This is a genomic window from Chryseobacterium ginsenosidimutans, from assembly GCF_024807225.1.
Taxonomy (GTDB): Bacteria; Bacteroidota; Bacteroidia; order Flavobacteriales; family Weeksellaceae; genus Chryseobacterium; species Chryseobacterium ginsenosidimutans.
In genome coordinates this window covers 898,574-923,762 of record NZ_JANUCO010000001.1, presented here as the reverse complement: position 1 = coordinate 923,762, position 25,189 = coordinate 898,574, and the positions used below count along the sequence as shown (strand labels likewise).

The window sequence follows — 25,189 nt, the reverse complement described above, 5'->3', positions numbered from 1 at the left end:
TATTTTTTTATAAAAATACATTTTAATCCTGAAAAAAGAAATTTATTGAATATCAAATATTCATTAAAAAACCTTCTCAAAATGCTTGAAAAGGTTTTAATTTTTAAAGTTTATTGTTAAATAATCGTTTTTAATACTATTTTTTTAAACGCGAAGCGCGCAAATATTTTTAAACTACTCAATGCTTTTAAGGTTCGCAAAGGCGTTCTACTCAGCAAAGTTCACAAACTTTATTAAATTACGGATAATAAAAATTATTTAAAGATTATTCTGATACCAGAATTTTCTTGTTTAATAATATCTTTCCTGATTCATCGGTAATATTTACAAGATAAGCTCCTGTCACCAGATTTTTAAGATAAACCTGCTGATTCAAAGAACCCTCTTTTACAGATAAGTTTTGCTTCATTACATTTTTGCCAGATAAGTCGAAAACATTCATTTTAATATTTCCTTTTACGGCTTTATCATTCACATTTATGTTGATAACATGATCTTCAACACGGGTTGGATAAATATCTAGATTAGCAAAAACGTTATTTGAAATTCCTTTATCATTGGCGAAATATTTACTCGCTAAGTCATAAATATGTAAATTTTGTTCACCAGCGATTTGTTTTGCCTGTAAAGTATTCAAATCGACTTCGTATAAAGGAGCGCCTTTTGCACTTGCAATGACTACTTTTCCTTTTGCATTCACTGCAGAACCGTTTACCGAATAATTTTCAGGAATTCCGGAAATTTTTCCGATAAATTTTGCTTTTAATTCTTTCACTGAGATCTTAAAAACATTTCCTGCAGCCGAAAAAACGTAGAAATTATTTTCTGCATCAGCAATCATATCACCACCAAAACCGGTTTCGATAATTGTAAAAGAATTTTTTCCGTTGGAGGCGTCATCTTTAATGATTCCAAGGTCATTGACAACATATTGATTTCCTTTTCTGCTGATTTGTAAGAACTGAGTTCCTGCGTTATTAATGGCATAAATATTTCCGTCGTAGCCCGTTGTCATTCTTGTGATATGAGAATTGATGTCGCATGAAGTTACTCTCGCAACGCTGTTTTCTACCAAAGTGATTTCTTTTGTTTTTGCATTTAAAACATAGATATTCGAAGAAAACATCGGCATGTAAACAAGATTGTTATTGGAAGAATCATAAGCCAACGTCGCCATATTCACCGCCTGAGAATTATTGTATGCATTTTTATCCTCAGTTACCGAGCCGTTTCTCGTTTGTGAAAAGACGTTGACAGAAGAATCGGCAGTGAAAATTTTCTCTCCGGAAGTACCGTTTACCGCATCAATTGCACGAAAATCATTGAACGTAATAGTTGGAGTATCTTTCCCGACCAACGCAAAAAAATCTTGTTGTGCATTCGCATTCGCTCCTAGTAAAAGCAAAAATAAAGGGAATAAATGTTTTTTCATATTATATAAATTTTAGTTTTTAATCATTTTAGTATGACTAAGTTACATAATTTTTAGATTGAAAAAACAAAAATATAAGTTGTTTGAAAAGAAATTTTTTCTAGTAAGTCGTCGTTTTTTTTCGGTTTGTCATTTTGGAAAGAATCTTAGACACGAATCTTTAAAACTTTGCTTAGATTCCTACGGAATGACAAAGTGAGTGGTTTATTTGGAATGTTTGAATGATAAAAAACTCTCGCAGATTTTGCGGATTTGGCAGATGATTGTATTTAAAAATCTGCGTAATCTGTAAAGTCTGCGAGAGCTATATTTAAAAGCTTGAAGCTCTATTTTAATTTAAAACGTAAGTTGTACCGTCTCTTCCGTCTTTCAATTCAATACCTTCTGCAAGGAGCTTATCGCGGATTTGGTCTGAAAGATCGAAGTTTTTCGATTTTCTTGCCTGATTTCTCAATTCAATTAAAACCTGTAATGTTTGATCAAGTTTTTCATTGTTGTTTTCCTCAACCATTTGCAAACCTAAAACATCAAAAATCAACGCATGCAACGTAGATTTTAAATCCTCTAAATCTTTAGTTGAGATCGTTTCTTTGTCATCATTTAAAGCAAAAATGTATTTTACCGCTTCAAATAAATGCGCAATCAAAACCGGAGAATTGAAATCGTCTGTTAAAGCATCATAAGCTTTAGTTTTCCACTCTTCAAGATTGAAACCGGATTGTTTTTCATCATTTGGAGTAATTGAGTTCAACACTTTAATTGCTTCCATTAATCTGATGAAACCTTTTTCACTTGCCAACATCGCATCATTAGAAATATCCAAAACACTTCTGTAATGAGCCTGCAGAAAGCAGAAACGTACAATCGACGGATGGAAAGGTTTCTCAAAGAAATCATTTTCACCAGTCATCAACTGCATCGGCAAAATGTAATTCCCGGTTGACTTACTCATACGTTGCGCATTCATTGTCAACATATTAGCATGCATCCAGTAATTTACCGGAGATACATCATTGCAAGCTTTTCCTTGGGCAATTTCACATTCGTGGTGTGGAAATTTCAGATCCATTCCACCTCCGTGAATATCAAAAGTCTCCCCTAAATATTTCGTACTCATGGCAGTACATTCAAGATGCCATCCCGGAAAACCTTCTCCCCACGGCGAATTCCATCTCATAATGTGTGCCGGAGAAGCTTTCTTCCAAAGTGCAAAATCTTGTGGATTTTTCTTTTCACCTTGTCCGTCCAAATCGCGGGTGTTAGCAAAAAGTTCTTCAATATTTCTTTTTGACAATTCGCCGTAATTCAAGCCTCTTCTGTTGTATTCCAACACGTCGAAATACACAGAAACCGTTGCTTTCGTAAGCGAATCCTTTTTCAATTAATTTTTGAGTCAATTCAATCTGCTCAACAATATGACCGGTTGCGGTCGGTTCGATGTTTGGAGGCAGTAAATTGAACATATCCAGAACTTTATGAAAATCTACCGTATATTTCTGTACGATTTCCATGGGTTCTAGTTTTTCAAGACGGGTTTGCTTAACGAAACGGTCGTTATTCACGTCTCCATCGTCCGTAAGGTGACCTGCATCGGTGATATTTCTTACATATCTTACCTTGTAACCCAAATGCGTCAAACTTCTGTAAATAAAGTCGAAAGAAAGGAAAGTTCTTACATTTCCCAAATGCACATTGCTGTAAACGGTAGGTCCACAAACGTACATTCCGACGTTTCCTTCTAAAATGGGTTTAAATATTTCTTTTTCCGCAGTAAGCGAGTTGTATATTTTTAATTGCATTTTTTATTTTGATTTAATGATTTTAAAATTTAGTGTAAAGTTTTTCTAATTAAAAGACCGAAATCCTTTAACAACAGCATTCACAGCAACAACAAATAATTGTGGCTACAAAAATCTTATCTGAAACTTTTTTAAATTTTATCATTACTTAAATTTATTACATTAGATTTCGCTGTTCCAATGTCATCTCTTAAAATTAAAATACTTTTGTAAAGCTCTGTCAGCACTCGGTTTCCTCCAATATCCGAATAATCAGTTTTTGAATTTATAAGAGCTATTAATTTTTCTTCAAGTTTATTTAAATCTCCAAATTCTTCCTCAAGATCATCAAGATTTAAAGGTGACATGGGATTCAAATTTACCTTTTCTAAATCTCTTCTTCGAAAAATTTTAATTAATAAATCATAAATTTCAAAATCCTGAATTTTAACTTCATCAATTCCTTTTTCAAAATTATATTTAACTAAAATATTTTCATTGAACTGAGGAAAAATTTCAATAAAATTCTTTTCATTCTTTATCACAATTATACTTTCTAAATAAGATATTCCATGGCTATATCTTTCGGAAAGCAATCTGATATTTTTCTTTATGATTTTGTTAATCATTTATCTTAATAATCCAATTTCGCATGACTTCCCACATAATGAAGGAATTCCTGTCTTGTAATAGGATTTGTTCTGAAAATACCGCTCAATTCTGCTGTAATCGTAGAACTTGAAGTATCTTTTATTCCTCTGCAATTTACGCAAAGATGTTTTGCATCGATGATACAAGCGACATCTTTTGTTCCCAATGCTTCTTTTAATGCATCAACAATCTGCATCGTCAATCTTTCCTGAACCTGAGGTCTTTTCGCATAATAATCAACAATTCTATTGATTTTTGAAAGACCGATCACCTCACCGTTAGAAATGTAAGCAACGTGCGCTCTTCCGATAATCGGCAAAAAATGATGTTCACAGAACGAATATACTGTAATATCTTTTTCCACCAACATTTGGCGGTATTTATATTTATTTGAAAATGTAGAAATTCCTGGTTTATTTTCCGGAAGAAGTCCACCGAAAATTTCGTTCACATACATTTTCGCAACACGACTCGGAGAATCTTTCAAAGAATCATCGGTCATATCCATTCCCAACGTTTCCATGATTTCTCCAAAAAGTTCTGTAATCTTCTCTATTTTTTCCTGTGGTGATTTATCAAAAGCATCTTTCCTTATAGGCGTATGTTCTTTCCCTGTGAAAATATCATCATCGTTATCCGTAAAATCAACCATTTTTATTTAATTTGCAGCAAAAATACGGATAATATCTTTTTCATTTATTTGATTGAAACTAAAAATATTATCTTTTAACCTCTATTCTCATTTAATGCTATGATTATTGCTGTAGAAGTCCAAAATGAAAATCAAAGAAAGGAATTTTTAGAGTTTCCCGCGAGACTTTACCAACACGATAAAAATTACATCCGACCTTTAGATAAAGATATTGAATTGGTATTTGATACTAACAAAAATAAATTCTTTGAACACGGAGAATGCAAGCGTTTTCTTTTCACCAATAAAGGGAAAACCGTTGGGAAAGTTGGTGTTTTTGTCAACCATAAATATTTGGAAAAACAGCCGACTGGCGGAATTGGTTTTTTCGACTGCATCAACGATCAGGAAACCGCCAATTTTATTTTTGATTATTGCAAAAAATGGCTTCAGGAAAAAGGCATGGAAGCAATGGACGGACCTATTAATTTTGGAGAACGCGATAAGTTTTGGGGCGTTTTAATCGATGGTTTTACTCAGCCTTTATATGGGATGAACTATAATTTCCCTTATTACAAGGATCTTTTTGAAAATTATGGCTTTCAGATATATTACGATATGTTGTGTTTCAGCAGAAAAGCTCATGCTCCGACTTCAAGAATTTTTAACATTATGCACGCGAAGCATTCTAAAAATGAAAATATCACAGCAAAACCTGTCACTAAAAAGGAAATCAGCCGCTTTGCAGAAGATTTTTTTGAGCTTTACAACAAAACCTGGGAAAGCCACGGCGGCGGAAAGCAGATGAATTTAAAAGAGGTTAAAAAAATGTTTAATAATATGAAACCCGTAATGAATGAGCATATTGCGTGGTTTGCCTACGAAAATAACAAACCTATTGCGATGTGGATAAATATTCCGGATCTTAACCAATGGTTTAAATATTTGAATGGAAAATTTGGATTCTTTGATAAGCTTAAATTTTTATACTATAAAGCAACAAAAATCAACACAAAATTTGTCGGACTAATTTTCGGAGTCGTTCCGGAATGGCAAAATAAAGGGGTGGAAGGATACCTCATCGTAGAAGCTGCGAAACATTTTCAGGTAGACACCGATTTTATTGATTTTGAAATGCAATGGATTGGTGATTTTAATCCTAAAATGCTTGGTCTTGCCAAACATCTTGAAACTGAAGTTACCCGAAAGTTAGCAACTTTCAGATATTTGTTTGATCGAAATAAGGAGTTTGAAAGACATCCGATGTTGTAGATTTGGTAGTTTCGGCGGCGGCAAAGCTACAACCAAAAAAGCCTTGTTGAAACAAGGCTTTAAAATCAAATATCACTTTACTTTATTAGAATAGCTCTCCGGCTACTTTTTTAATATTATCACTTTTACCCATCGAGTAAAAATGTAAAACAGGCACTCCAAAATCCAGCAATTCTCTGCATTGGTTGATTGCCCATTCGACTCCGATTTGTTTTACGGCTTCGTTATTTTTTGCTTTTTCCACTTCATTGATTAATTCTTCCGGCAAATCAATTTTAAAAATCTGAGGTAAAATTTTCAAATGTTTCTTCGTTGCAATCGGCTTAATTCCCGGAATAATCGGAACGGTAATTCCCATTTCTCTTGCTTTCGTAACAAACTCAATGAATTTTTTATTATCAAAAAACATTTGCGTTACGATATAATCTGCTCCTGCATCAACTTTTTGTTTTAGCCACTTTAGATCATAATTCATAGACGGAGCTTCCATATGCTTTTCGGGATAACCTGCGACACCGATGCAGAATTTATTCGGTTCATCACAAACTTTATCGTCATTATGAAGATATTTACCTCTTCCTAAATTATTCACTTGATGTACCAAATCCATCGCGCTTGAATGACCTCCCGGAGTTGCTTCAAAATATTGATGCCCCTTCATTGCATCGCCTCTTAATGCCATAATATTATCAATTCCCAAATACATACAATCTACCAAAAGATATTCTGTTTCCTCTTTGGTAAAACCTCCGCAAAGCAAGTGTGGAACAGTATCTACATTATATTTATGCTGAATTGCCGAACAAATACCCAATGTTCCGGGGCGCATTCTTGTGATTCTGCGCTCCATCAAACCGTTTCCTTTATCAATGTAAATATATTCTTCTCGAGAAGTCGTAACATCGATAAATGGCGGTTTAAATTCCATCAAAGGATCAATATTCGTATACAAATCTTCAATCCCGATTCCCTTTTGAGGCGGAACAACCTCAAGGGAGAACAAGGTTTTTCCGTTTGCGTTTTTTATGTGGTCTGTTATCTTCATTATATATTTTGTTGATTGTTGAAAGTTGTTAGTTGACAGTCATAATGGCAAAAACCAGCAACCAACAACTATCAACCACTAACTATTTTATTAATCTGCTAAATTGGGTGACAACCATTTTCTGGCTTCCTGTAAAGAAATTCCTTTTCTTTTTGAGTAATCTTTCAACTGGTCTTCTGCTATTTTTCCTAACCCGAAATATTTTGCGTGCGGACTTCCGAAATAATATCCTGAAACTGCAGCAGTCGGGAACATGGCTAGACTTTCCGTAAGATAAACCCCTATTTCTTCTTCCACTTTTAAAAGATCCCAAATCGCATGTTTTTCCAAGTGATCGGGACACGCCGGATAACCCGGAGCCGGGCGAATTCCTTTATATTTTTCGGCAATTAATTCTTCGTTGCTCAACGTTTCCTGATTGGTATATCCCCAATATTCGGTTCTTACTTTTTTATGCAAAAATTCGGCGTAAGCTTCTGCAAAACGGTCTGCCAAAGCTTTTACCATGATTGCATTGTAATCGTCGTTTGCTTTTTCGTACTCTTCAGACAATTCATCTGTTCCGAAACCTGTTGTCACACAGAAAGCTCCCATATAATCGGCTTTCCCTGAGCTTTGAGGAGCAATAAAATCACTTAACGCGATGTAATCTTTACCTTTTGATTTCTGAAGCTGCTGTCTTAATGTTAAAAATTTAACCTGTTCCTTATCATTTTCATCAAAAATTAAAATATCATCAGACTCGGTAGAATTCGCTTTAAAAATTCCGAAAATGGCTTTTGCTGTTAATAATTTTCCATCTAAAATTTTCTTTAAAATAACCTGAGCATCTTTAAACAATTCTTTCGCCTGAGCTCCGACAACCTCATCATCGAAAATATTCGGGTATTTTCCGTGGAGATCCCAACTTCTGAAAAACGGCGACCAGTCGATGAAAGGAACCAATTCATTTAGATCCTGATCCTGAAAAACCTGTATCCCTAAATTATTCGGAGTGAAAATTTCTTCGTTTTCCCAATCAATTTTAAATTTATCTCTTCTTGCATCTTGAATCGACACATAATCTTTATCAATCTGCCTGTTCAGGAACTTTTCACGGAAATCTGAATAGTCATTTTTCAAATCACTTACATATTCTTTAGTCCTGTCACCCAACAAAGAAACTCACTACGTTTACGGCTCTTGAAGCATCATTAACGTGAACAACAGCGTTTTTATATTTTAAATCGATTTTTACCGCAGTATGCGCTTTCGAAGTTGTCGCACCACCGATCAATAAAGGAAAACTTAAATTCTGTCTTTCCAATTCTGACGCGATATAAACCATTTCGTCTAAACTTGGTGTAATCAAACCACTTAAACCAATAACATCAACTTTATGCTCTATCGCAGCCTGAATAATTTTTTCGGCAGGAACCATCACTCCAAGATCAACGATTTCGTAATTGTTACATCCCAATACAACGCTTACAATATTTTTACCGATATCGTGAACGTCACCTTTTACCGTTGCCATTAATATTTTTCCGTTCGCAGGTCTTTCACCATCTTTTTCAGCTTCAATAAATGGCTGTAAATAAGCAACGGCTTTTTTCATTACCCTCGCCGATTTTACCACTTGTGGAAGGAACATTTTTCCGCTTCCGAACAAATCTCCGACAACGCCCATTCCCGTCATTAAATTAACTTCAATAACATGTAAAGGTTTTGCAGATTGTAGCCTTGCTTCTTCTACATCTTCTTCAATAAAACGGTCGATTCCTTTTACTAAAGAATGCGTAATCCTTTCCTGTAAAGGTCTGGTTCGCCATTCAAGCTCTTCAACGACTTCTTTTTTAACAGACTTATGCTTTTCAGAATAATCCAGAAGCCTTTCTGTTGCATCTTCTCTTTTATCGAGAATTACATCTTCTACAAGACCTAATAATTCTTTATTAATTTCATCATAAACCTCCAACATTGCAGGGTTTACAATTCCCATATTCATTCCCGCCTGAATCGCGTGATACAGGAAAACCGAGTGCATCGCTTCTCTCACCGTATCATTTCCGCGGAAGGAGAACGAAACGTTGCTCACACCTCCGCTCACAGATGCATACGGAAGGTTTTGTCGAACCCATCTTGTTGCCTCGATGAAGTCGATTGCATTCCTTCTATGCTCGTCCATTCCTGTTGCTACAGGGAAAATATTTAAATCAAAAATGATATCTTCAGCCGCAAATTTCACTTTATCGACCAAGATATCATAAGAACGTTGTGTAATTTCAAGTCTACGATCGTAGGTATCGGCTTGTCCGACTTCATCAAAAGCCATCACAATCACCGCTGCACCGTATCTTTTTACTGCTTTTGCCTGCTTAATAAATTCTTCTTCCCCACCTTTTAAGCTGATGGAATTTACCACACATTTTCCTTGCGCCACTTGCAGTCCGGCTTCCAAAATCTCCCATTTTGAGGAGTCGATCATCAAAGGAATTCTGGAAATATCCGGTTCGGAAGCTATTAAATTTAAAAACTTAATCATAGAAGCTTTTCCGTCGATCAATCCGTCGTCGAAATTGACATCAAGAATCTGTGCGCCACCTTCAACCTGATGACGGGCAATATCCAGCGCTTCCCCGAATTTTTCTTCTTTAATTAATCTTAAAAATTTCTTTGAACCGGCAACATTCGTTCTTTCACCAACGTTGATGAAATTGCTTTCCGGCGTAATAATCAAAGGCTCAAGCCCCGATAAGCGAAGGTATTTTGTGTGTAGTGTTTGGTGTTTAGGGTCTAGCATTTCTTCTCTATTTTCCATCTTCTTGTTTTTTGAAATAATTAATAAATCCATTCAACAATTTTTTGGATGTCTGGATTTCTTCATCAATTTTAATAAAAAAAGTTTCATCAATATAATTTTGATCAAACGCAATATATAGTTGAGTTTCTAATTCAAAAAGAGAACCTCGAGAGATGTATAAAAAAACTAAAGTTCCTTTTGAAGTATTTCTTCCACATCCTTCTGCAATGTTTGATGTAACAGAAATAGCACATCTTCTCATTTGATTGGTTAAACCAAATTGTTCATTACCAGGAAACTCTTTTGTTATAGTATAGATTGAATTGGTTAATTTTCTTGCAAATAACCAAACATCTAATTTTTTAAAATCCTGCAAACTCATAAATCGTTATAATAATCTAAATACCAAACCCTAAAAACCATATACAACTTTTCTCGGCTCATATTTTTCAACAAGATCCGCAATAGCTTTGATATGTTCCGGCGTAGTTCCGCAGCAACCTCCAATGATATTAATTAATCCTTTTTCTACATATTCTTTAATCTGACTCGCCATATCTTCAGGTGTTTCGTCGTACTTTCCGAAAGCGTTGGGAAGACCTGCATTCGGATACGCCGAAACATGGAATTCTGAATTATGAGCCAGTGTTTCTAAATACGGTGTTAATTGATTCGCTCCCAAAGCACAGTTGAAACCTACACTTAATAAATTTAAATGAGAAACTGAGATCAAAAATGCTTCTGCCGTTTGTCCGCTTAACGTTCTTCCTGAAGCATCGGTAATTGTTCCGGAAACCATGATTGGAATTTCGATTCCTCTCTCATCCTGAATTTCGTCGATGGCAAATAATGCTGCTTTTGCATTCAGTGTATCGAAAATTGTTTCTACCAATAAAATATCTGAACCACCGTCTAATAAAGCTTCACATTGCTGTTTGTAAGCCACTCTCAGATCTTCGAAAGTAACCGCTCTATAACCGGGATCGTTAACATCGGGACTTAAACTTGCCGTTCTGTTCGTGGGTCCGATAGAACCCGCTACAAATCTCGGTTTGTCAGGATTTTGCGCTGTAAATTCGTCACAAACTTTTCTTGCAATTTTTGCAGACTCGTAATTCAGTTCATAAACTAAATCTTCCATGTGATAATCTGCCATCGCAATAGTAGTTCCGGAAAAGGTATTGGTTTCCAGAATGTCTGCTCCTGCTTCCAGATATTTTTTATGAACTTCTTCAATGGAATGAGGCTGCGTCAATGAAAGCAGATCGTTATTTCCTTTCACCGGATGTTCCCAATCTTTGAAACGCTCGCCACGATAGTCTTCTTCTTCAAATTTGTATCGCTGAAGCATCGTTCCCATTGCACCGTCGAGAACAAGAATTCTCTCGGATAATGCTTTATATAATTGTTCTGAATTTTTCATTCTTTTATTTTGATTTGAGAGCCTTGTCAAGGTTTTAAACCTTGACAAGGCTGGTTTATTGAACCTATGTTCTTTTGCAGCCCGACTTGAGCGGAGCTCTTTTTTGTGTAGCAAAGCGAAACAAAAAAAGCGGGAGCGGAAGGCGGAAATAGCTGCCCAAATTATTTTAATCCAATGCCTGTTTTAAATCTGCAATGATATCTTCTACATTTTCCAGACCAACAGAGCAACGAACCAAACCAGCCGTAATTCCTACTTCATTTCTCTCTTCATCCGACAGCTTCGAATGCGTTGTAGAAGCCGGATGCGTCACAATTGTTCTTGTATCACCAAGGTTTGCAGAAAGCGAACACATTTTTATTTTATCTAAAAAGTTTCTACCACCTTCAATGCCACCTTTGATCTCGAAAGCGACGATATTTCCGCCCAATTTCATTTGCTTTTTTGCAATTTCATAGCTTGGATGAGATGGCAGAAACGGATATTTCGTCAGTTCTACATTCGGATGGTTTTCTAAAAACTCGGCTACTTTTAAAGCATTTTCGCAATGTCTATCGACACGAATGGCTAATGTTTCCAAGCTTTTTGATAAAACCCAAGCGTTGAAAGGCGACATTGCAGGTCCCGTATTTCTGGCGAAAAGATAAATTTCACGAATCAAATCTTCTCTACCGACCGCTACTCCACCCAAAACACGACCTTGACCGTCAATTAATTTTGTAGCCGAATGCACAACGATATCTGCTCCGTATTTTATCGGCTGCTGCAAATAAGGTGTCACGAAACAGTTATCCACAATAAAAATAAGATTATGCTTCTTTGCAATCTGTCCGAAAAACTCTAAGTCCAATACCTCAATCGCGGGATTTGTAGGAGTTTCCAGATATAAAATCTTTGTATTGGGCTGAATATATTTTTCTACGTTTTCTGAATCTCCGGCTTTGAAATACGTTGTTTCAATATTCCATTTCGGGAAATATTTTGTGAACAATGTATGTGTCGATCCGAAAACTGACTGACAGCTTACGATGTGATCTCCCGCATTCAATAAAGCTGCGAAAGTGGAATAAATTGCCGCCATTCCCGTTGCGAAAGCATAACCCGCTTCTGCACCTTCCATTTTTGCGATTTTATCTGTAAATTCTGTGACATTCGGGTTTGAAAATCGACTGTATAGATTCTTCGGTTTTTCTTCTGCAAAACTCGCTCTCATATCTTCCGCATCTTGAAAAACAAAGCTGGAGGTAAGATATAAAGGCGTTGAATGCTCATCAAACTGAGTTTCTTTCGGTTTGCGTTCTTATGGCTAATGTTTCGAAATTTTCGTTTTCCATTTTTTTTACTATTTAAACCTTGAAGGTTTGATGAATAATTTATTTCGTTTCGCTTACTCTTAAAATATCTCCGAAAACACCTCTTGCGGTAACCTGAGCTCCGGCTCCGGCTCCCATGATTACGATTGGGTTTTCACCATAACTTTCGGTATAAATTTCAAAGATTGAATCTGAACCTTTCAATTGTCCTAAAGCAGAAGTTGCAGGAACAGAAATTAATTTTACATCCAATTCACCTTTTTCTTTTTGTAAATCTCCGTGCAAGTCTCCAACATATCTCAACACATGTCCCGGCTCTTGATTTTCTTTGATTTTTTGATATTCTTCATCTAATTCTTCCAGTCTTGTAAGGAATTCCGGTTTTGAAACAGAAAGTAAAGCTTCAGGAACAAGATTTTGAATATTGATATCACCAAATTCATTGATTAGGTCTAATTCTCTCGCCAAAATCAATAACTTTCTCGCCACATCGTTTCCTGACAAATCTTCTCTCGGATCCGGTTCTGTATATCCTTTTTCCAACGCTTCGTTGATGATCGTTGAAAATTTATCGTCTCTTAAAGAAAAATTATTGAAAACATAACTCAATGTTCCTGAGAAAACGCCTTTTATTCTTGTAATGTTTTCTCCTGAAAGGTGTAATAATTTTATCGTATCAATTAATGGTAAACCTGCGCCAACATTGGTTTCATATAGATAACGTCTGTTATTTTTGTTCAACGTATATCTTAGTTTACGATATTCTTCGATCGGAAGTGTATTGAAAATTTTATTGGAAGAAACCAAGTCGAAGCCATTTTCTGCCAACGCATGATAGTTGTGAACAAAATCTTTACTCGCCGTATTATCCACAACGATCAGGTTTTCTAGTTGATTTTCTTTTGAGAAATTAATTAATTCCTGAACATCAGACGGACTTTCTGCCGTTAAAACCTCCTCATTCCAATTCGCATCAAAACCTTTTTTGTTAAAGGCAATTTTTCTTGAATTCGCAACAGCCACCACTTTAAGATCGATTTTTTTACGTCTTCTGATTTCTTCTGATGACTGTAAAACCTGTTCTATTAAAGTTTTTCCAACATTTCCGTGACCGATAATTGCTAAATGAACCGTTTTAGGTTTTTTAGAAATTTCAGATTCGATGATATTTTTTGCTTTTTCGTCCTGCGAAGAAGTTACCACGATATTGATGCGTTTTTCGCTCGCTACCTGATTTAAAAGCAATGGAAAAACGTTGTTTCTGGCTAATTCTGCCAACACTTTATTGAAATCTTCTGCAACAAAACCTATTACAGAAACATTATTTATGCTGTAAATCTGAGAAACTTTCCCTGATTTTCTTTCTGCTTCGAATTCGTCAATCAGACAATTTACGGCTTTTTCGGAATCGGTTTCCTGAACCAAAATTGATAATCCGTTTTCGATTGCCTGTTGAGAAATTACTCCCACACTGATTCGCGCCAAAGTAAGCGCTTTAAAAATTCGTCCGTCAATCCCGATTTCACCTAAGAAATCTTCTCCTTCAAATTTGATGATTGATCTGTTTTTTAAAAATTTTATTTCGTTAGCATTTTTCATCTGGTAACTTTTAATTTATTCATTTTGTAAGATGGAATTTCGCAAAAGCTCAATTTCATTTCTACAAAATATTTTTAATGATGTTATTTAATTGTTTGTATTCCATTAAGAAGGCATCGTGCCCATGAATTGAGGTGATCTCGTGATAGAAAACATTTTCCTTTTTCTTTTTTAGCTTTTCAAAGCACATTCGGATTTCAGAAGCGGGGAAAAATAAATCTGTATCAACGGAGATCATGTGCATTCGTGCCTGAATTTTCTCTAATTGAGTTTCATCTGTATTAATATTCATCAGCAAATGATTCATCAGTTTGTAAGATTTTAAACTAAATCTTTCGTTTAAAGCATTTCCGTGATAAACAAGCCAGTCTTCCGATTCTAAACTCTGTTTTTCCTGATTGTATCTGTTTTGAAATCTATCATTTAAAGATTGAGGGGTTCTGTAGCACAACATCGCATGGATTCTGGCTTTTTGTAGTGGTTCGTCATTTCCGTTTAATAAAAATTTCTGAACCAGACATTGAGCGTGAAGCCAATCGTGGGTTTTAAAATCGCAGGCAATAGGAATAAAAAATTCGGTAAGATTTGGGTGTTTAACCAACATTTCCCAACCGATTCCGCCTCCCAGAGAACCTCCAATAATGGCGTATAAACTTTTAATATTTAAAATTTCCAGTCCTTTTAAAAAGATATTTGCAATATCTGAAGGCTTGAAATCTTCGTATTCATCAATTAAAAAATTATCATATCCGTTTCCGGGAATATTGAAGCACAAAACGGTGTATTTGTTCGTATCGATCGTCTGATTTTCACCGATCAATTGTTTCCACCATCCTTTTTCTCCTGAAACATCTGAGTTCCCTGTTAAAGCATGATTCACTAAAATGACAGGTGCAGAAAACAGGTCTTTCCCGAAAAGCTGGTAGCTCAACGAGATATGATATTCCTTATTGGAATTGGTTTGATACGAAAAATTAATATAGTTTAGTTCTGTTTTCAATTCTATTATACTTTATGATAATACAATTTGAAAATGCCATTAAGAAATGGCTGAAAAGAACTTCAGTAAGTTATCTGTCCAAAATAAAAATTTGGTAGAACGTAGCACCTTCTTCGCTTGCACGAAGGGTTGCTAAGGTTTCACAGGGTCTATCCCTCAACCTTTCTTGATAACATTTTCAATATGTGAATGATCGAATGGCGCAAAGATAAGACTTTTCTTTTAAATATTTATAAAAATTTAATTTAATACTGTAAACACTGATAAATACAAGGTTTTCAAGAGTATATTAATTATAATTCAAATTTGGGAGGTTGGAATTTTTTCTCAAAAAAACTAACTTCGTATTGAAAAATGGTGAAATATGAGTGCCGAGAAACAAAGATTACAAGATACAAACTGGAAAAACTGGGGACCTTACGTAAGCAACCGACAATGGGGAAATGTACGTGAAGACTACAGCTCAAACGGCGACGCATGGAATTTCGCCAATCATAATAATGCCGAAAGCAGCGCTTATCGTTGGGGTGAAGAAGGAATCGCGGGAATCTCTGATGTGAAGCAGCTTTTTTGTTTTGCCCTTTCGTTCTGGAACAAGCAGGATAAAATGGTGAAAGAGCGTTTCTTTGGCTTGAGCAATCCTCAGGGAAATCATGGCGAAGATATTAAAGAAATCTTTTATTATCTGGATAATACGCCCACTCACAGTTACATGAAACTGGTGTATAAATATCCCCTCAATGCTTTTCCTTACGATGATATTCGCGCTGAAAATGCAAGACGGAGCAAAAAAGAACCTGAATACGAAATTATTGACACCGGAATTTTCGATAATGATGAATATTTTGATATTTTTATTGAATATGCCAAAGCTGATCATAATGATATTTTAGTACGCGTTACCGTTTGCAACAGAAGCAACATCGATGCTCCGATTGTAGTGGCGCCAACTGTCTGGTTCAGAAACAACTGGAAATGGGGTTACAATACCTATAAAGGACAAGCCTCTGCTGCTTCCGAAGGATGTATCGACATCAATCACGACAGTATTTCTATTAAAAAGTTTTATTCGAGAAACAGCAATTCGGAAAGTGTTTTTTGTGAAAACGAAACCAATAATCCGAAATTACACGGAACACCTTATCCCGGAAATTCTTATTTTAAAGATGGAATTAATGATTATATCATCTTTAAAAGCAACACCATAAATCCTGAAAAAAGAGGAACAAAAGCTTCTTTTTTAATTGATGAAATAATTGAAGCCAGACAATCAAAAACGTTCGATTTCAGGTTGTCTCCAAATGAAACAGATGAACCTTTTCAGAATTTTGACCATATATTAAACACAAGAATTCATGAAGCGAATGAATTTTACGCTGAAATTCAGAATGATGTAACGAGTGATGATGAAAGAAATGTGCAAAGACAAGCTTTTGCAGGCTTGCTTTGGAATAAGCAGTTTTATCATTACAATGTTGGAAAATGGCTGAAAGGAGACCCCAATTTTGAAGCTCCGAGAGATTTTAATAATTATGTAAGAAACACCGAATGGAATCATCTTCATAATAAAGACATTATTTCGATGCCCGATAAATGGGAATATCCTTGGTATGCGACTTGGGATCTGGCTTTCCATTGTGTTCCGTTTGCGATTATTGATGCCGAATTTGCAAAAGGGCAGCTTCTTTTGTTAACGAAAGAATGGTACATGCATCCCAACGGACAGCTTCCCGCCTACGAATGGAATCTGAGTGATGTAAACCCGCCTGTTCATGCATGGTCTTGCTTCCGTGTTTTTAAAATTGATGAAAAACAAAACGGAAAACCCGATCTTTTATTTTTAGAAAAAGTTTTCCAGAAACTGCTTCTGAATTTCACTTGGTGGGTAAATCGAAAAGATAAAAGCGGCAACAATATTTTTGGCGGAGGTTTCCTTGGACTCGATAATATCGGTGCTTTTGACCGAAATATGGAATTAAAAGACGGGCAACATCTTGAGCAAGCCGACGGAACGAGCTGGATGGCGATGTACGCATTAAATATGATGCGAATTGCCATGGAGTTGGCTCAATATTATCAGGTTTATGAAGATATGGCGATCAAATTTTTCGAGCACTATCTTTATATTGCCGAAGCGATGGAAAATCTGGGTGAAGGAAAAGAAGGACTCTGGAACGAGGAAGATGGATTTTTCTACGACGTTCTGCAGCTTGGAAACGGCAACAGTGTTTCGTTAAAATTAAGAAGTATTGTAGGATTGATTCCGATGTTTGCTGTAGAAATTATTGATCATCATTTGCTCGATAAAATGCCCAACTTCACGGCAAGAATGGAATGGATTTTAAAGAACAAGCCGGAACTGACCAAGCTTGTTTCTCATTGGGAAGAAGAAGGTCATGGAAGAAAACATCTGATGAGTATTTTGCGTAAAAACCGTTTAACAAAAGTTTTAACAAGAATGCTTGATGAAAAGGAGTTTTTAAGCGATTACGGAATTCGTGCAATGTCGAAAATTTATGAAGAAAATCCTTTTGTATTCTCCGTTCATGGTGCTGAAAATATGGTTTATTATACGCCTGCAGAAAGTGACAGCCGAATGTTTGGCGGAAACAGCAACTGGAGAGGTCCGATCTGGTTTCCGATTAACTTTTTGATTGTTGAAAGCTTACAGAGATTCCATTTTTATTATGGGAACAGTCTGAAAGTGGAATTACCGACAGGAAGCGGAAACAAGAGAAACCTTGATGAAGTGGCACAGAATATCAGTGCAAGATTGTGTTCTATTTTCTTGAAAGATGAAAATGGAGAACGCGCTTTCAACGGTGGAAATGCAAAATTTAATTACGATGAAAATTTTAGAGATTATATTACTTTCTTCGAATATTTTCATGGAGATAATGGTCGCGGAGTCGGCGCATCGCATCAAACAGGATGGACTGCCACGGTCGCCAAACTGATGAAACCTAGATTAACGATATAGTTTGAAGCCTCTTATTTAAGGGGCTTTTTCTTTGCTGTTTTATCACCTATATTTACTATTTCAATAAAAAGTGAATCAATTATAGTTAAAATCTATTTTCCCAATAATATAACAATATATTTTATCTAATATATATGAAAATTCTACATTTTTAATTTAATTATGTTGAATTTCTAATAACAAAATATCTATATTAGCGCCATAAAACCTAATAATATTTTATGAAAGTAAAACTTCTACCTCTCGCAAGCTTGGTCTTCTCAGCCATGCTTAGTACTCACTTAAAAGCTCAGGAATATCAGCCGATGCCAATCCAAAGCGGATTCAATGCCGACGTTATTGCCAACGGAGTAGGTCCTTCTGCATCTTCAACCAATAATGATGTTGACGGTGTAAGTTATGCGTTTATCTCAAAAGATTTTCAATTGACCGCTGCAAGTACACCGCTTACTTATGGACTTCCCATAAATGGGATTATCAATTCTGCTGTTGGTTCAACTTCGGGACTCTCTTATCAAATGGCATCTTACAGTGCCAACAATTCATTGAGACTGCAAAACACCAATGATAACGGTACTTTACTGTTTTCAACACCAATTCCGGTTGTTAGCTTATACATGATGGCAACAGGAGGAAGTGGAGACTGTACAGTGGATGTTGATGTAAATTTTACCGATAATACTTCACAAACATTTACAGGACTCGCTATTACAGACTGGTATTACGGAAGCAATTATGCGATTCAGGGAATCGGAAGAATTAATATTGCAAATGATAATTTAGAATCAGGGTACGGAACAGACCCTAGATTATATCAAATCCCTTTGGCAATTGATGCAGCCAATCAATCTAAAAATGTAAAAAGTGTAACGATAACCAAAACCGGATCAGGAGGAATTCCTAATATTTTCGCATTTGCAGCCGATGCATACAGCGCATGCGGATCTCCTACAAACATCACTTATACTTCTACGATGAACAGTGCAACATTGAGCTGGACTGCGCCATCGATTGCACCATCTTCAGGATATCAATATTATTATAGCACATCACCTACTGCTCCTTCAGCAACGACGACACCTACAGGAAGTGTACCGGCAGGAACAACGAGTGCAACCATTAACAGCTTAACAACCGGAGAAACTTATTATTTCTGGGTAAGATCTAACTGTGGAGGTTCACAAGGTTTCTGGAAAATGAAAGAATTTGCAACAGGGCAGGTTATTTCCACTTATACGTTGGGAGATATTAATACAGAATATAATTTCAGTCCGGATACATCAACTTCTACCAACTGCGCAGGAAGTGTAACTGTGAATGTTCCGGTAGGATATAAAGTAAAATCTACAGGTGTTTCTTACAACATGACCACCGCAAGTAACGGATGGATGTCTGAGCAAAGAACATTATTGGTATGCTCTACAAACGGAACAGCCGAACCAGCAATAACATCAGGAGTGGGACAAAACGGAGGTACTTATTCTTATAACAGAACAGGACTTACGCTTGCCAATGATCTTACAGGAACCGTAAACTTCGATCTTAGAGCTTGGAGAACCTACGGAGGATCCGACTGCAGCACAGATTATAATAAAGTGGACAACGGAACATTTACAGTAACAGTGACACTTCAGCCACTTGTTTTGGCAACAAACGAAGTGAATACAAAAGAGAAAGAAAGAATTGCTTATCCGAATCCGTTTGTGGATACTTTACACATCGAAAAAGCAGAAAACGTGAAAAAAGCTGTCGTAACAGATCTTTCGGGAGTTGTGATAAAAACAGTTGAAAATCCGTCTTCAGATCTATTCTTAGGAGGCGTAAAATCCGGAATGTATATTTTAACAGTAACCATGAAAGACGGTTCTGTGAAAAGTATGAAAACGATTAAAAGATAATAATTTACACACATTCATATTAAAAACCGGGGATAAAAATTAATTTTTATCCCCGGTTTATTTTTTATGTTTAATTAAATCTAAGCTTCTACAATTTCTCCATTTACATAAACTTCATAGCCAATTTCTACATTTGGTTCTAAGGTTTTAGAAACAGAACAATATTTTTCAAAAGACAATTGAGCCGCTTTCTGAGCTTTTTTAGGATCAATATTTCCTTCCAGAAGAAACTTAACTTTAATGGCCTTGAAAGGTTTTGCATCATCTACCTGAACTCTTTCACCTTCTACTTCAGCTTTAAAATCTGTAATTTCCTGTCTTTGTTTTTTCAAAATAGAAACCACATCTATTCCGCTGCATCCTGCAACCGCCATCAATACGCTTTCCATCGGCGAAACACCTTTTGCTCCCGGTTGAGAAGTATTATCTAAAAGAATTGAGTTCCCCTGTGAATTGGTAGCCTCAAATAAAAAATCGTCGTTGATTCTATTAAGTGTTATTTTCATTTTTAAATTTATTTTTTCGATTCAGTTACTCCGATCATGACTCCAAAATCGCCATCTTTTTGAATCCATTTTTTCTCAGGATAATAAGCTCTTGAAACAAAACCATCAAGATACAAAGCTTTTGTACACCCTAGTTCTTTAAATATAGAAGCAAAATTATAGAAATTAACCTCTTTCTTAGACATGATAAAAACGATATCTCCATTCTTTAAAATCCCTACTCCATTTCTGACATTAACATTTTTGGAATGTACTTGAAAAATTGGATTTATTTCTTCATTAATCAACAACATCGGACCAGATTGAGTAGCATATTTAATATTTGAATTATACTTAAATGCTTTCGTATCAATTAATTCAGCATCATTGTTTTTTGTAAGATAAAACACACCGTTAGGATTGAGATAAAAATTCCCTTTTCCTGATAATGTATCGATCTTATTTAGAATTTTAAAATTTTCGATGTAAAGTCCTTTTGGAGAATTATTTATTTCAAACATTCCACCATTCATGGCAAACTTCAATCTTTTTTTATCTCGTTCTACTTTATTTTTTAAATTATTAATGCTTTTAAGAATTACTCCATCATCATTCTTCCAATAAAGCGAAACATTTTCAACTTTTGGATTTGCCTTAAAAACTACAAAATCATTTTCATTTTTCAATTTGTCACTACAAGACAAAATGAAGTAAAAACACAATATGATTAATGGAATTCTCATCTGATATATTTAAATAAAAATCATAAAGCGAGTAGCTTAGAATTGAGTTTCCAAAGTTACAAAATCCCTCTCGCTTTTATCTCCAAATATTTATTGATAACATCGATATTTAAATTCTCCGGCAACGTATAAACCGTATAAATTCCGTATTTGCGAAGTTCCTGAATGATTAATTTTTTTTCAAACTCAAATTTTTCCGCAATAATTTCATCATAGATTTCCTGCGTACTTTCCGGATTTTTATGGATTAACGTCTGAAGCTCTGAATTTTTAAAGAAAACCACGACCAGCAAATGATTTTTCGCGATTCCCCGAAGGTATTTTAACTGACGGTTCAATCCATCAAGCGTTTCAAAATTGGTGAATAATAATATTAAACTTCTCTGATTTAATGAATATTTTACATCCTGATAAAGCCTGTTAAAATCACTTTCAAAAAAATCTGTTTTGATATTATAAAGTGCCTCCGATATTTTTTTTAGCTGTCCTGATTTATTTTCTGCAGCGATTTTATTTTCCGTTTTCTTTGAGAAAGTCATCATTCCTGCACGATCGCCTTTTTTCAAAATAATGTGTGACAAAGCCATTGTTGCATTAATCGAATAATCCAGCAAACTCAATCCTTTGAAAGGCATTTTCATTGTTCTGCCTTTATCAATCAGCATAAAAATTCTTTGCGATTTTTCATCCTGAAACTGATTCACCATCAAACGATTGGTCTTTGAAGTGGCTTTCCAGTTGATGGTTTCTGATGTCGTCTCCGGGAACGTATTCTTTTATCTGCTCAAATTCCATCGTATGTCCCAGCTTTCGGATTTTCTTAATTCCACCCAGCAAAAACTCACTCTGGATCGCCATTAATTCATATTTTCTTAAATGAATAAACGACGGATAAGCGGGTAAATTGGCATCTTTCTGAAAATTAAATCTCTTAGAAACAAAACCCAAAGGCGATGAAACGTAAACATTTAAACTTCCAAAATTATACTCTCCTCTTTCTTTCGGCTCTAAAATATATTGAAAGAAACTGTTTTTTCCCGATTCGATCTGCTTTTCAATCATAAAATCCCTTTTCTGAAACTGAAACGGAATTTCATCAATGACTTTCACATGTATCTTAAAACCGTAATTATTTTTAATGTCAATTTTCACAGGATTTTCGTCACCGTTTGACAGTTTTTCGGGTAAAATTCTTTGTGCTAAAATCCCATCCTTATGATTGAAAACAAAAAGATAATCCACCATCACCGCCAAAAAACACAACACCAAAATAATATGCGCCACAATCATCAAAAACGGAAAGAAAAATGCAAAAACATACAGTATTCCCACTCCGATGAGCGCGAAAAAAAAGCGTGTATTGATGTATAAGTTTTTCATTTTTTTAAAGGTTGCAGTTTTTAGATTTTAGGTTACAGTTTTGTGACTGTTAAGAAGTTGTTAGTTATTTTAAAGAATTAATAAGACCGTTTAGCATTTTTGAAATTTCTATGATATCTTGATTAAGTTTTAAATAGATCTTTTCATCTAAAAAATGAAGATTTTTTGAAATAATCAATTGTGTTTCCATCTCAGCGCAGCTTCCTCTGGAAATTTTTAAAAATTGCACATAATCAGGTTTGCTTCTTCTAGAATTCCCTTCAGCAATATTAGACGGAATCGAAACTGAAGCTCTTCTAATTTGAGATTTTAACCCAAACGTCTCTTCTTTAGGAAAACTATCAGTAAACTTATAGATTTCAGTTACAAAATCAACAGATTTTTGCCAAACTAAAAGCTCTTTAAAATTAGCCATATCTAAAATCTTTAAAACTCAATCCCTTTACCTATAATCTAAAACCTTTTACCTGCTACCTAGGTATTTCTATTCCTTCTAAAATTTGTCTGATGATTTCGTCTGCAGTTAAGCCTTCCATTTCTCTTTCCGGCGATACGATTACTCTGTGTCTCAACACGGCATAACTTGCTTCTTTGATGTCTTCCGGAGTTACAAAATCTCTTCCTCTTAACGCTGCGAATGCTTTTGAAGCCGTTAATAAAGCCAAACTTGCTCTTGGAGAAGCTCCTAAATATAAGAACTGGTTTTCTCTTGTATTCACAATGATTTTTGCGATATATTCCATCAAATGAGCTTCAACAATGATCTCTTTTACCAACTGTTGATAACTTTTCAGTTGTTGAGAAGTGATTACTTTATTGACAACCTCCGTTTTATCTTCTCTTTTGCTTTCGTGCTGATTTCTGATGATGGCAATTTCCTGCTCAAGATTTGGATACCCTACATTTATTTTGAACAGAAAACGGTCTAGCTGAGCTTCCGGAAGTCGGTACGTTCCTTCATGCTCAATCGGGTTCTGTGTTGCAACAACCAGGAACGGCTCATCCATAATGTAACGAATTCCATCCATCGTGATCTGTCTTTCCTCCATTACTTCAAACAATGCAGCCTGCGTTTTTGCAGGCGATCTGTTGATCTCATCGATTAAAATAAAATTAGAGAAAATAGGACCTTTTTTAAACTCAAATTCAGAATTTTTTACATTAAAAATCGATGTTCCTAAAATATCAGAAGGCATCAAATCCGGTGTAAACTGAATTCTGCTGAATCCTACATCAATCGTTTTTGCCAATAATTTTGCCGTAATTGTTTTTGCAACTCCCGGAACACCTTCGATCAAAACGTGACCGTTTGATAAAAGTGCCGCCAAAAGATGCTCTACCATACTTTCCTGACCGACAATTACTTTGGCGATCTCAGTTTTTACTTTTTCTAAACTTACGCGAAGCTCAATCATATCGATTCTCGACTGAAACTGATCTTCTTTTTTATCAAGATTGATAGAATTTTGAGGTTCTATATTTGGGTTTTCAAAGTTTTCCATATTAATATATTTTTCAATGTAACAATGTATCAATATAACAGTTTACCAATAGATTGGAGTTGTTTTCACCATTGTTATATTCTTACATTGTTAAATTGTTACACTATAATTTTTTAAATTATTCCGTCCAGTAACTTATTCATTTTTGCAAGATCTTCTTTCATTACATGAGCGTAAGGATCTTGTCCTTTTTTAATCAGATTAATTGCTTCATTAATCATTTCGATCGGTTTTCCCGTTTTCAGCTGAAGTTTTTTCGCAAATTCTTCATCTAAATTTTGGGTATCGATCAGAAGATCCATTCTTACTTTGTTCAGGAAATATTGGGCTTTTTTCGCCATCATATCATGAAAATCCCCTTCCTGCAGATATAAATTACCGATACTTTTCACAAAATCTACCGAAGTATTTTTCAACGGATCAATGATGGGAACGATGCGCTGTTTTCTTTTAGCATTAAAAAAGATAAACAAAACCAATCCGCCTAACAAAACCCACCAAGCATATTTCAACGCAGGATTTGAAAGAATAAATCTCAGGAAAAACTGTGATTCTTTCGCGTTGCTTTCTACAAACCACAGCGTTTCTTTATCATCAAGATACGAAAAAACGTCCTGTCCATATTTTAAACTTCCGCGTTTTAAAAGATAATAATTGGTGATAAAAAGCGGCTCACAATGAACATAAATATTTCCTTTTCCGAATTTCACTTTGATAAAATTCGCCTGATCAGAATTATTTTTTTCAACGGTTTTCCCAAGAACTTCGACTCCAGGTTTAATGAATGTAAAACCTTTTCCGGATGGGAATTTATCTAATTTAATAAAATCGTTTTGGTAGTTGGTATCCGTTAATTTCAAAACATTTTCATCCTCAAAAGAAATCTGCGAATCGTAATACCCGATGCTGTCGGAAATCTCTTTCGGGATTTCGTTGACAATCAACATCGCATCCGAACCGTTGGAAACCTGATCCAGAATTTTGTTCCAGGATTCACCGTCAACTTCATGTTCGATGACTAAAATATTGTGGTTTCCTTTTTTATTCTGACTGTAATAATCGTAAGGAGTCTGGTCGATTTTCTTAACCTTATTTTTAAAAAGATCTTTGATTTCATTATTAAAAACAAACAATCCGAACGGTGATTTCTCAGTGGTTTTGAAATTTTTCCGCCAATCCGTACTTTCTGTTTTATTCACTTCAAACAACGCCAAAATCACCATCACAATGATGAAAATTATAGCATATATTTTGAAAGTTTTGTTCATAATAACA

Annotated in this window: 16 protein-coding genes, 4 pseudogenes and 1 riboswitch; of the genes and pseudogenes, 3 read left to right on the top strand and 17 right to left on the bottom strand. The window is 35.2% G+C overall.

Annotated elements, in window-relative coordinates; translation table 11 throughout:
• Positions 1 to 265 precede the first annotated feature (265 nt).
• From J3D55_RS04535 to folE, 4 genes and pseudogenes are all read right to left on the bottom strand, one after another.
• A complete protein-coding gene (locus tag J3D55_RS04535) occupies positions 266 to 1,432 on the bottom strand; it encodes a T9SS type A sorting domain-containing protein (protein WP_259128502.1) in 1,167 nt (388 codons plus the stop codon).
• A 331-nt stretch (positions 1,433 to 1,763) separates the two neighbouring features.
• Positions 1,764 to 3,231, bottom strand: a pseudogene (gene cysS, locus J3D55_RS04530) (cysteine--tRNA ligase).
• A 131-nt stretch (positions 3,232 to 3,362) separates the two neighbouring features.
• Positions 3,363 to 3,839 carry a hypothetical protein gene (locus J3D55_RS04525; RefSeq protein WP_259128501.1) on the bottom strand — a complete coding sequence of 159 codons (477 nt, stop codon included), beginning with the start codon at positions 3,837 to 3,839 and terminating at the stop codon, positions 3,363 to 3,365.
• 5 nt (positions 3,840 to 3,844) lie between these two features.
• A complete protein-coding gene (gene folE, locus J3D55_RS04520; protein WP_259128499.1) occupies positions 3,845 to 4,513 on the bottom strand; it encodes a GTP cyclohydrolase I FolE in 669 nt (222 codons plus the stop codon).
• A 99-nt stretch (positions 4,514 to 4,612) separates the two neighbouring features.
• Here folE and J3D55_RS04515 point away from each other — a divergent pair, with 99 nt between their 5' ends.
• Positions 4,613 to 5,764 (top strand): hypothetical protein, encoded by a 1,152-nt coding sequence (locus J3D55_RS04515; protein WP_259128497.1) that lies wholly within the window; start codon positions 4,613 to 4,615, stop codon positions 5,762 to 5,764.
• A gap of 85 nt (positions 5,765 to 5,849) precedes the next feature.
• On the opposite strand, the gene metF is transcribed toward J3D55_RS04515, so the two are convergent.
• The 7 genes and pseudogenes from metF to J3D55_RS04480 all read right to left on the bottom strand — a co-directional run bounded on the left by metF (position 5,850) and on the right by J3D55_RS04480 (position 14,926).
• Positions 5,850 to 6,809, bottom strand: coding sequence for a methylenetetrahydrofolate reductase [NAD(P)H] (gene metF / locus J3D55_RS04510; RefSeq protein ID WP_259128495.1), 960 nt, complete (start codon positions 6,807 to 6,809; stop codon positions 5,850 to 5,852).
• 90 nt (positions 6,810 to 6,899) lie between these two features.
• Positions 6,900 to 9,591 (bottom strand): annotated as a pseudogene (metH, locus tag J3D55_RS04505) (methionine synthase).
• A gap of 7 nt (positions 9,592 to 9,598) precedes the next feature.
• Positions 9,599 to 9,973 carry a four helix bundle protein gene (locus J3D55_RS04500; RefSeq protein WP_259128494.1) on the bottom strand — a complete coding sequence of 125 codons (375 nt, stop codon included), beginning with the start codon at positions 9,971 to 9,973 and terminating at the stop codon, positions 9,599 to 9,601.
• 30 nt (positions 9,974 to 10,003) lie between these two features.
• Positions 10,004 to 11,014, bottom strand: a complete 1,011-nt coding sequence (locus J3D55_RS04495; RefSeq protein ID WP_259128492.1) for a homocysteine S-methyltransferase family protein — start codon at positions 11,012 to 11,014, stop codon at positions 10,004 to 10,006.
• A 166-nt stretch (positions 11,015 to 11,180) separates the two neighbouring features.
• Positions 11,181 to 12,348: pseudogene (locus J3D55_RS04490) on the bottom strand (O-succinylhomoserine sulfhydrylase).
• Between the two features lie 39 nt (positions 12,349 to 12,387).
• Complete coding sequence (locus J3D55_RS04485) at positions 12,388 to 13,926, bottom strand: ACT domain-containing protein (protein WP_259128486.1); 1,539 nt, start codon at positions 13,924 to 13,926, stop codon at positions 12,388 to 12,390.
• A gap of 61 nt (positions 13,927 to 13,987) precedes the next feature.
• Entirely contained in the window at positions 13,988 to 14,926 is a 939-nt protein-coding gene (locus tag J3D55_RS04480; RefSeq protein ID WP_259128480.1) for an alpha/beta fold hydrolase, read from the bottom strand.
• Positions 14,927 to 14,993: 67 nt separating this feature from the next.
• Positions 14,994 to 15,102: riboswitch (SAM riboswitch) on the bottom strand.
• A 188-nt stretch (positions 15,103 to 15,290) separates the two neighbouring features.
• On the opposite strand from J3D55_RS04480, the gene J3D55_RS04475 reads away from it, so the two are divergent.
• The gene (locus tag J3D55_RS04475) at positions 15,291 to 17,906 is read left to right on the top strand and encodes an MGH1-like glycoside hydrolase domain-containing protein (RefSeq protein WP_259128479.1); all 2,616 of its coding nucleotides are present in this window, start codon (positions 15,291 to 15,293) and stop codon (positions 17,904 to 17,906) included.
• A 221-nt stretch (positions 17,907 to 18,127) separates the two neighbouring features.
• Positions 18,128 to 19,804: a T9SS type A sorting domain-containing protein gene (locus tag J3D55_RS04470; RefSeq protein WP_259128477.1), complete on the top strand. Its 1,677-nt coding sequence runs from the start codon at positions 18,128 to 18,130 to the stop codon at positions 19,802 to 19,804.
• Positions 19,805 to 19,884: 80 nt separating this feature from the next.
• Here the strand turns inward: J3D55_RS04470 and J3D55_RS04465 are convergent, their stop codons facing one another.
• The 6 genes and pseudogenes from J3D55_RS04465 to J3D55_RS04440 all read right to left on the bottom strand — a co-directional run bounded on the left by J3D55_RS04465 (position 19,885) and on the right by J3D55_RS04440 (position 25,182).
• Positions 19,885 to 20,310, bottom strand: a complete 426-nt coding sequence (locus J3D55_RS04465) for an OsmC family protein (RefSeq protein ID WP_259128469.1) — start codon at positions 20,308 to 20,310, stop codon at positions 19,885 to 19,887.
• 8 nt (positions 20,311 to 20,318) lie between these two features.
• Positions 20,319 to 21,032, bottom strand: a complete 714-nt coding sequence (locus tag J3D55_RS04460; RefSeq protein WP_259128455.1) for a phosphodiester glycosidase family protein — start codon at positions 21,030 to 21,032, stop codon at positions 20,319 to 20,321.
• A 56-nt stretch (positions 21,033 to 21,088) separates the two neighbouring features.
• Positions 21,089 to 22,412: pseudogene (locus J3D55_RS04455) on the bottom strand (DUF58 domain-containing protein).
• A gap of 64 nt (positions 22,413 to 22,476) precedes the next feature.
• Positions 22,477 to 22,827 carry a four helix bundle protein gene (locus J3D55_RS04450; RefSeq protein ID WP_259128450.1) on the bottom strand — a complete coding sequence of 117 codons (351 nt, stop codon included), beginning with the start codon at positions 22,825 to 22,827 and terminating at the stop codon, positions 22,477 to 22,479.
• Between the two features lie 55 nt (positions 22,828 to 22,882).
• Entirely contained in the window at positions 22,883 to 23,914 is a 1,032-nt protein-coding gene (locus J3D55_RS04445) for an AAA family ATPase (RefSeq protein WP_259128442.1), read from the bottom strand.
• 113 nt (positions 23,915 to 24,027) lie between these two features.
• Complete coding sequence (locus J3D55_RS04440) at positions 24,028 to 25,182, bottom strand: DUF4350 family protein (protein ID WP_259128441.1); 1,155 nt, start codon at positions 25,180 to 25,182, stop codon at positions 24,028 to 24,030.
• Positions 25,183 to 25,189: the final 7 nt, after the last annotated feature.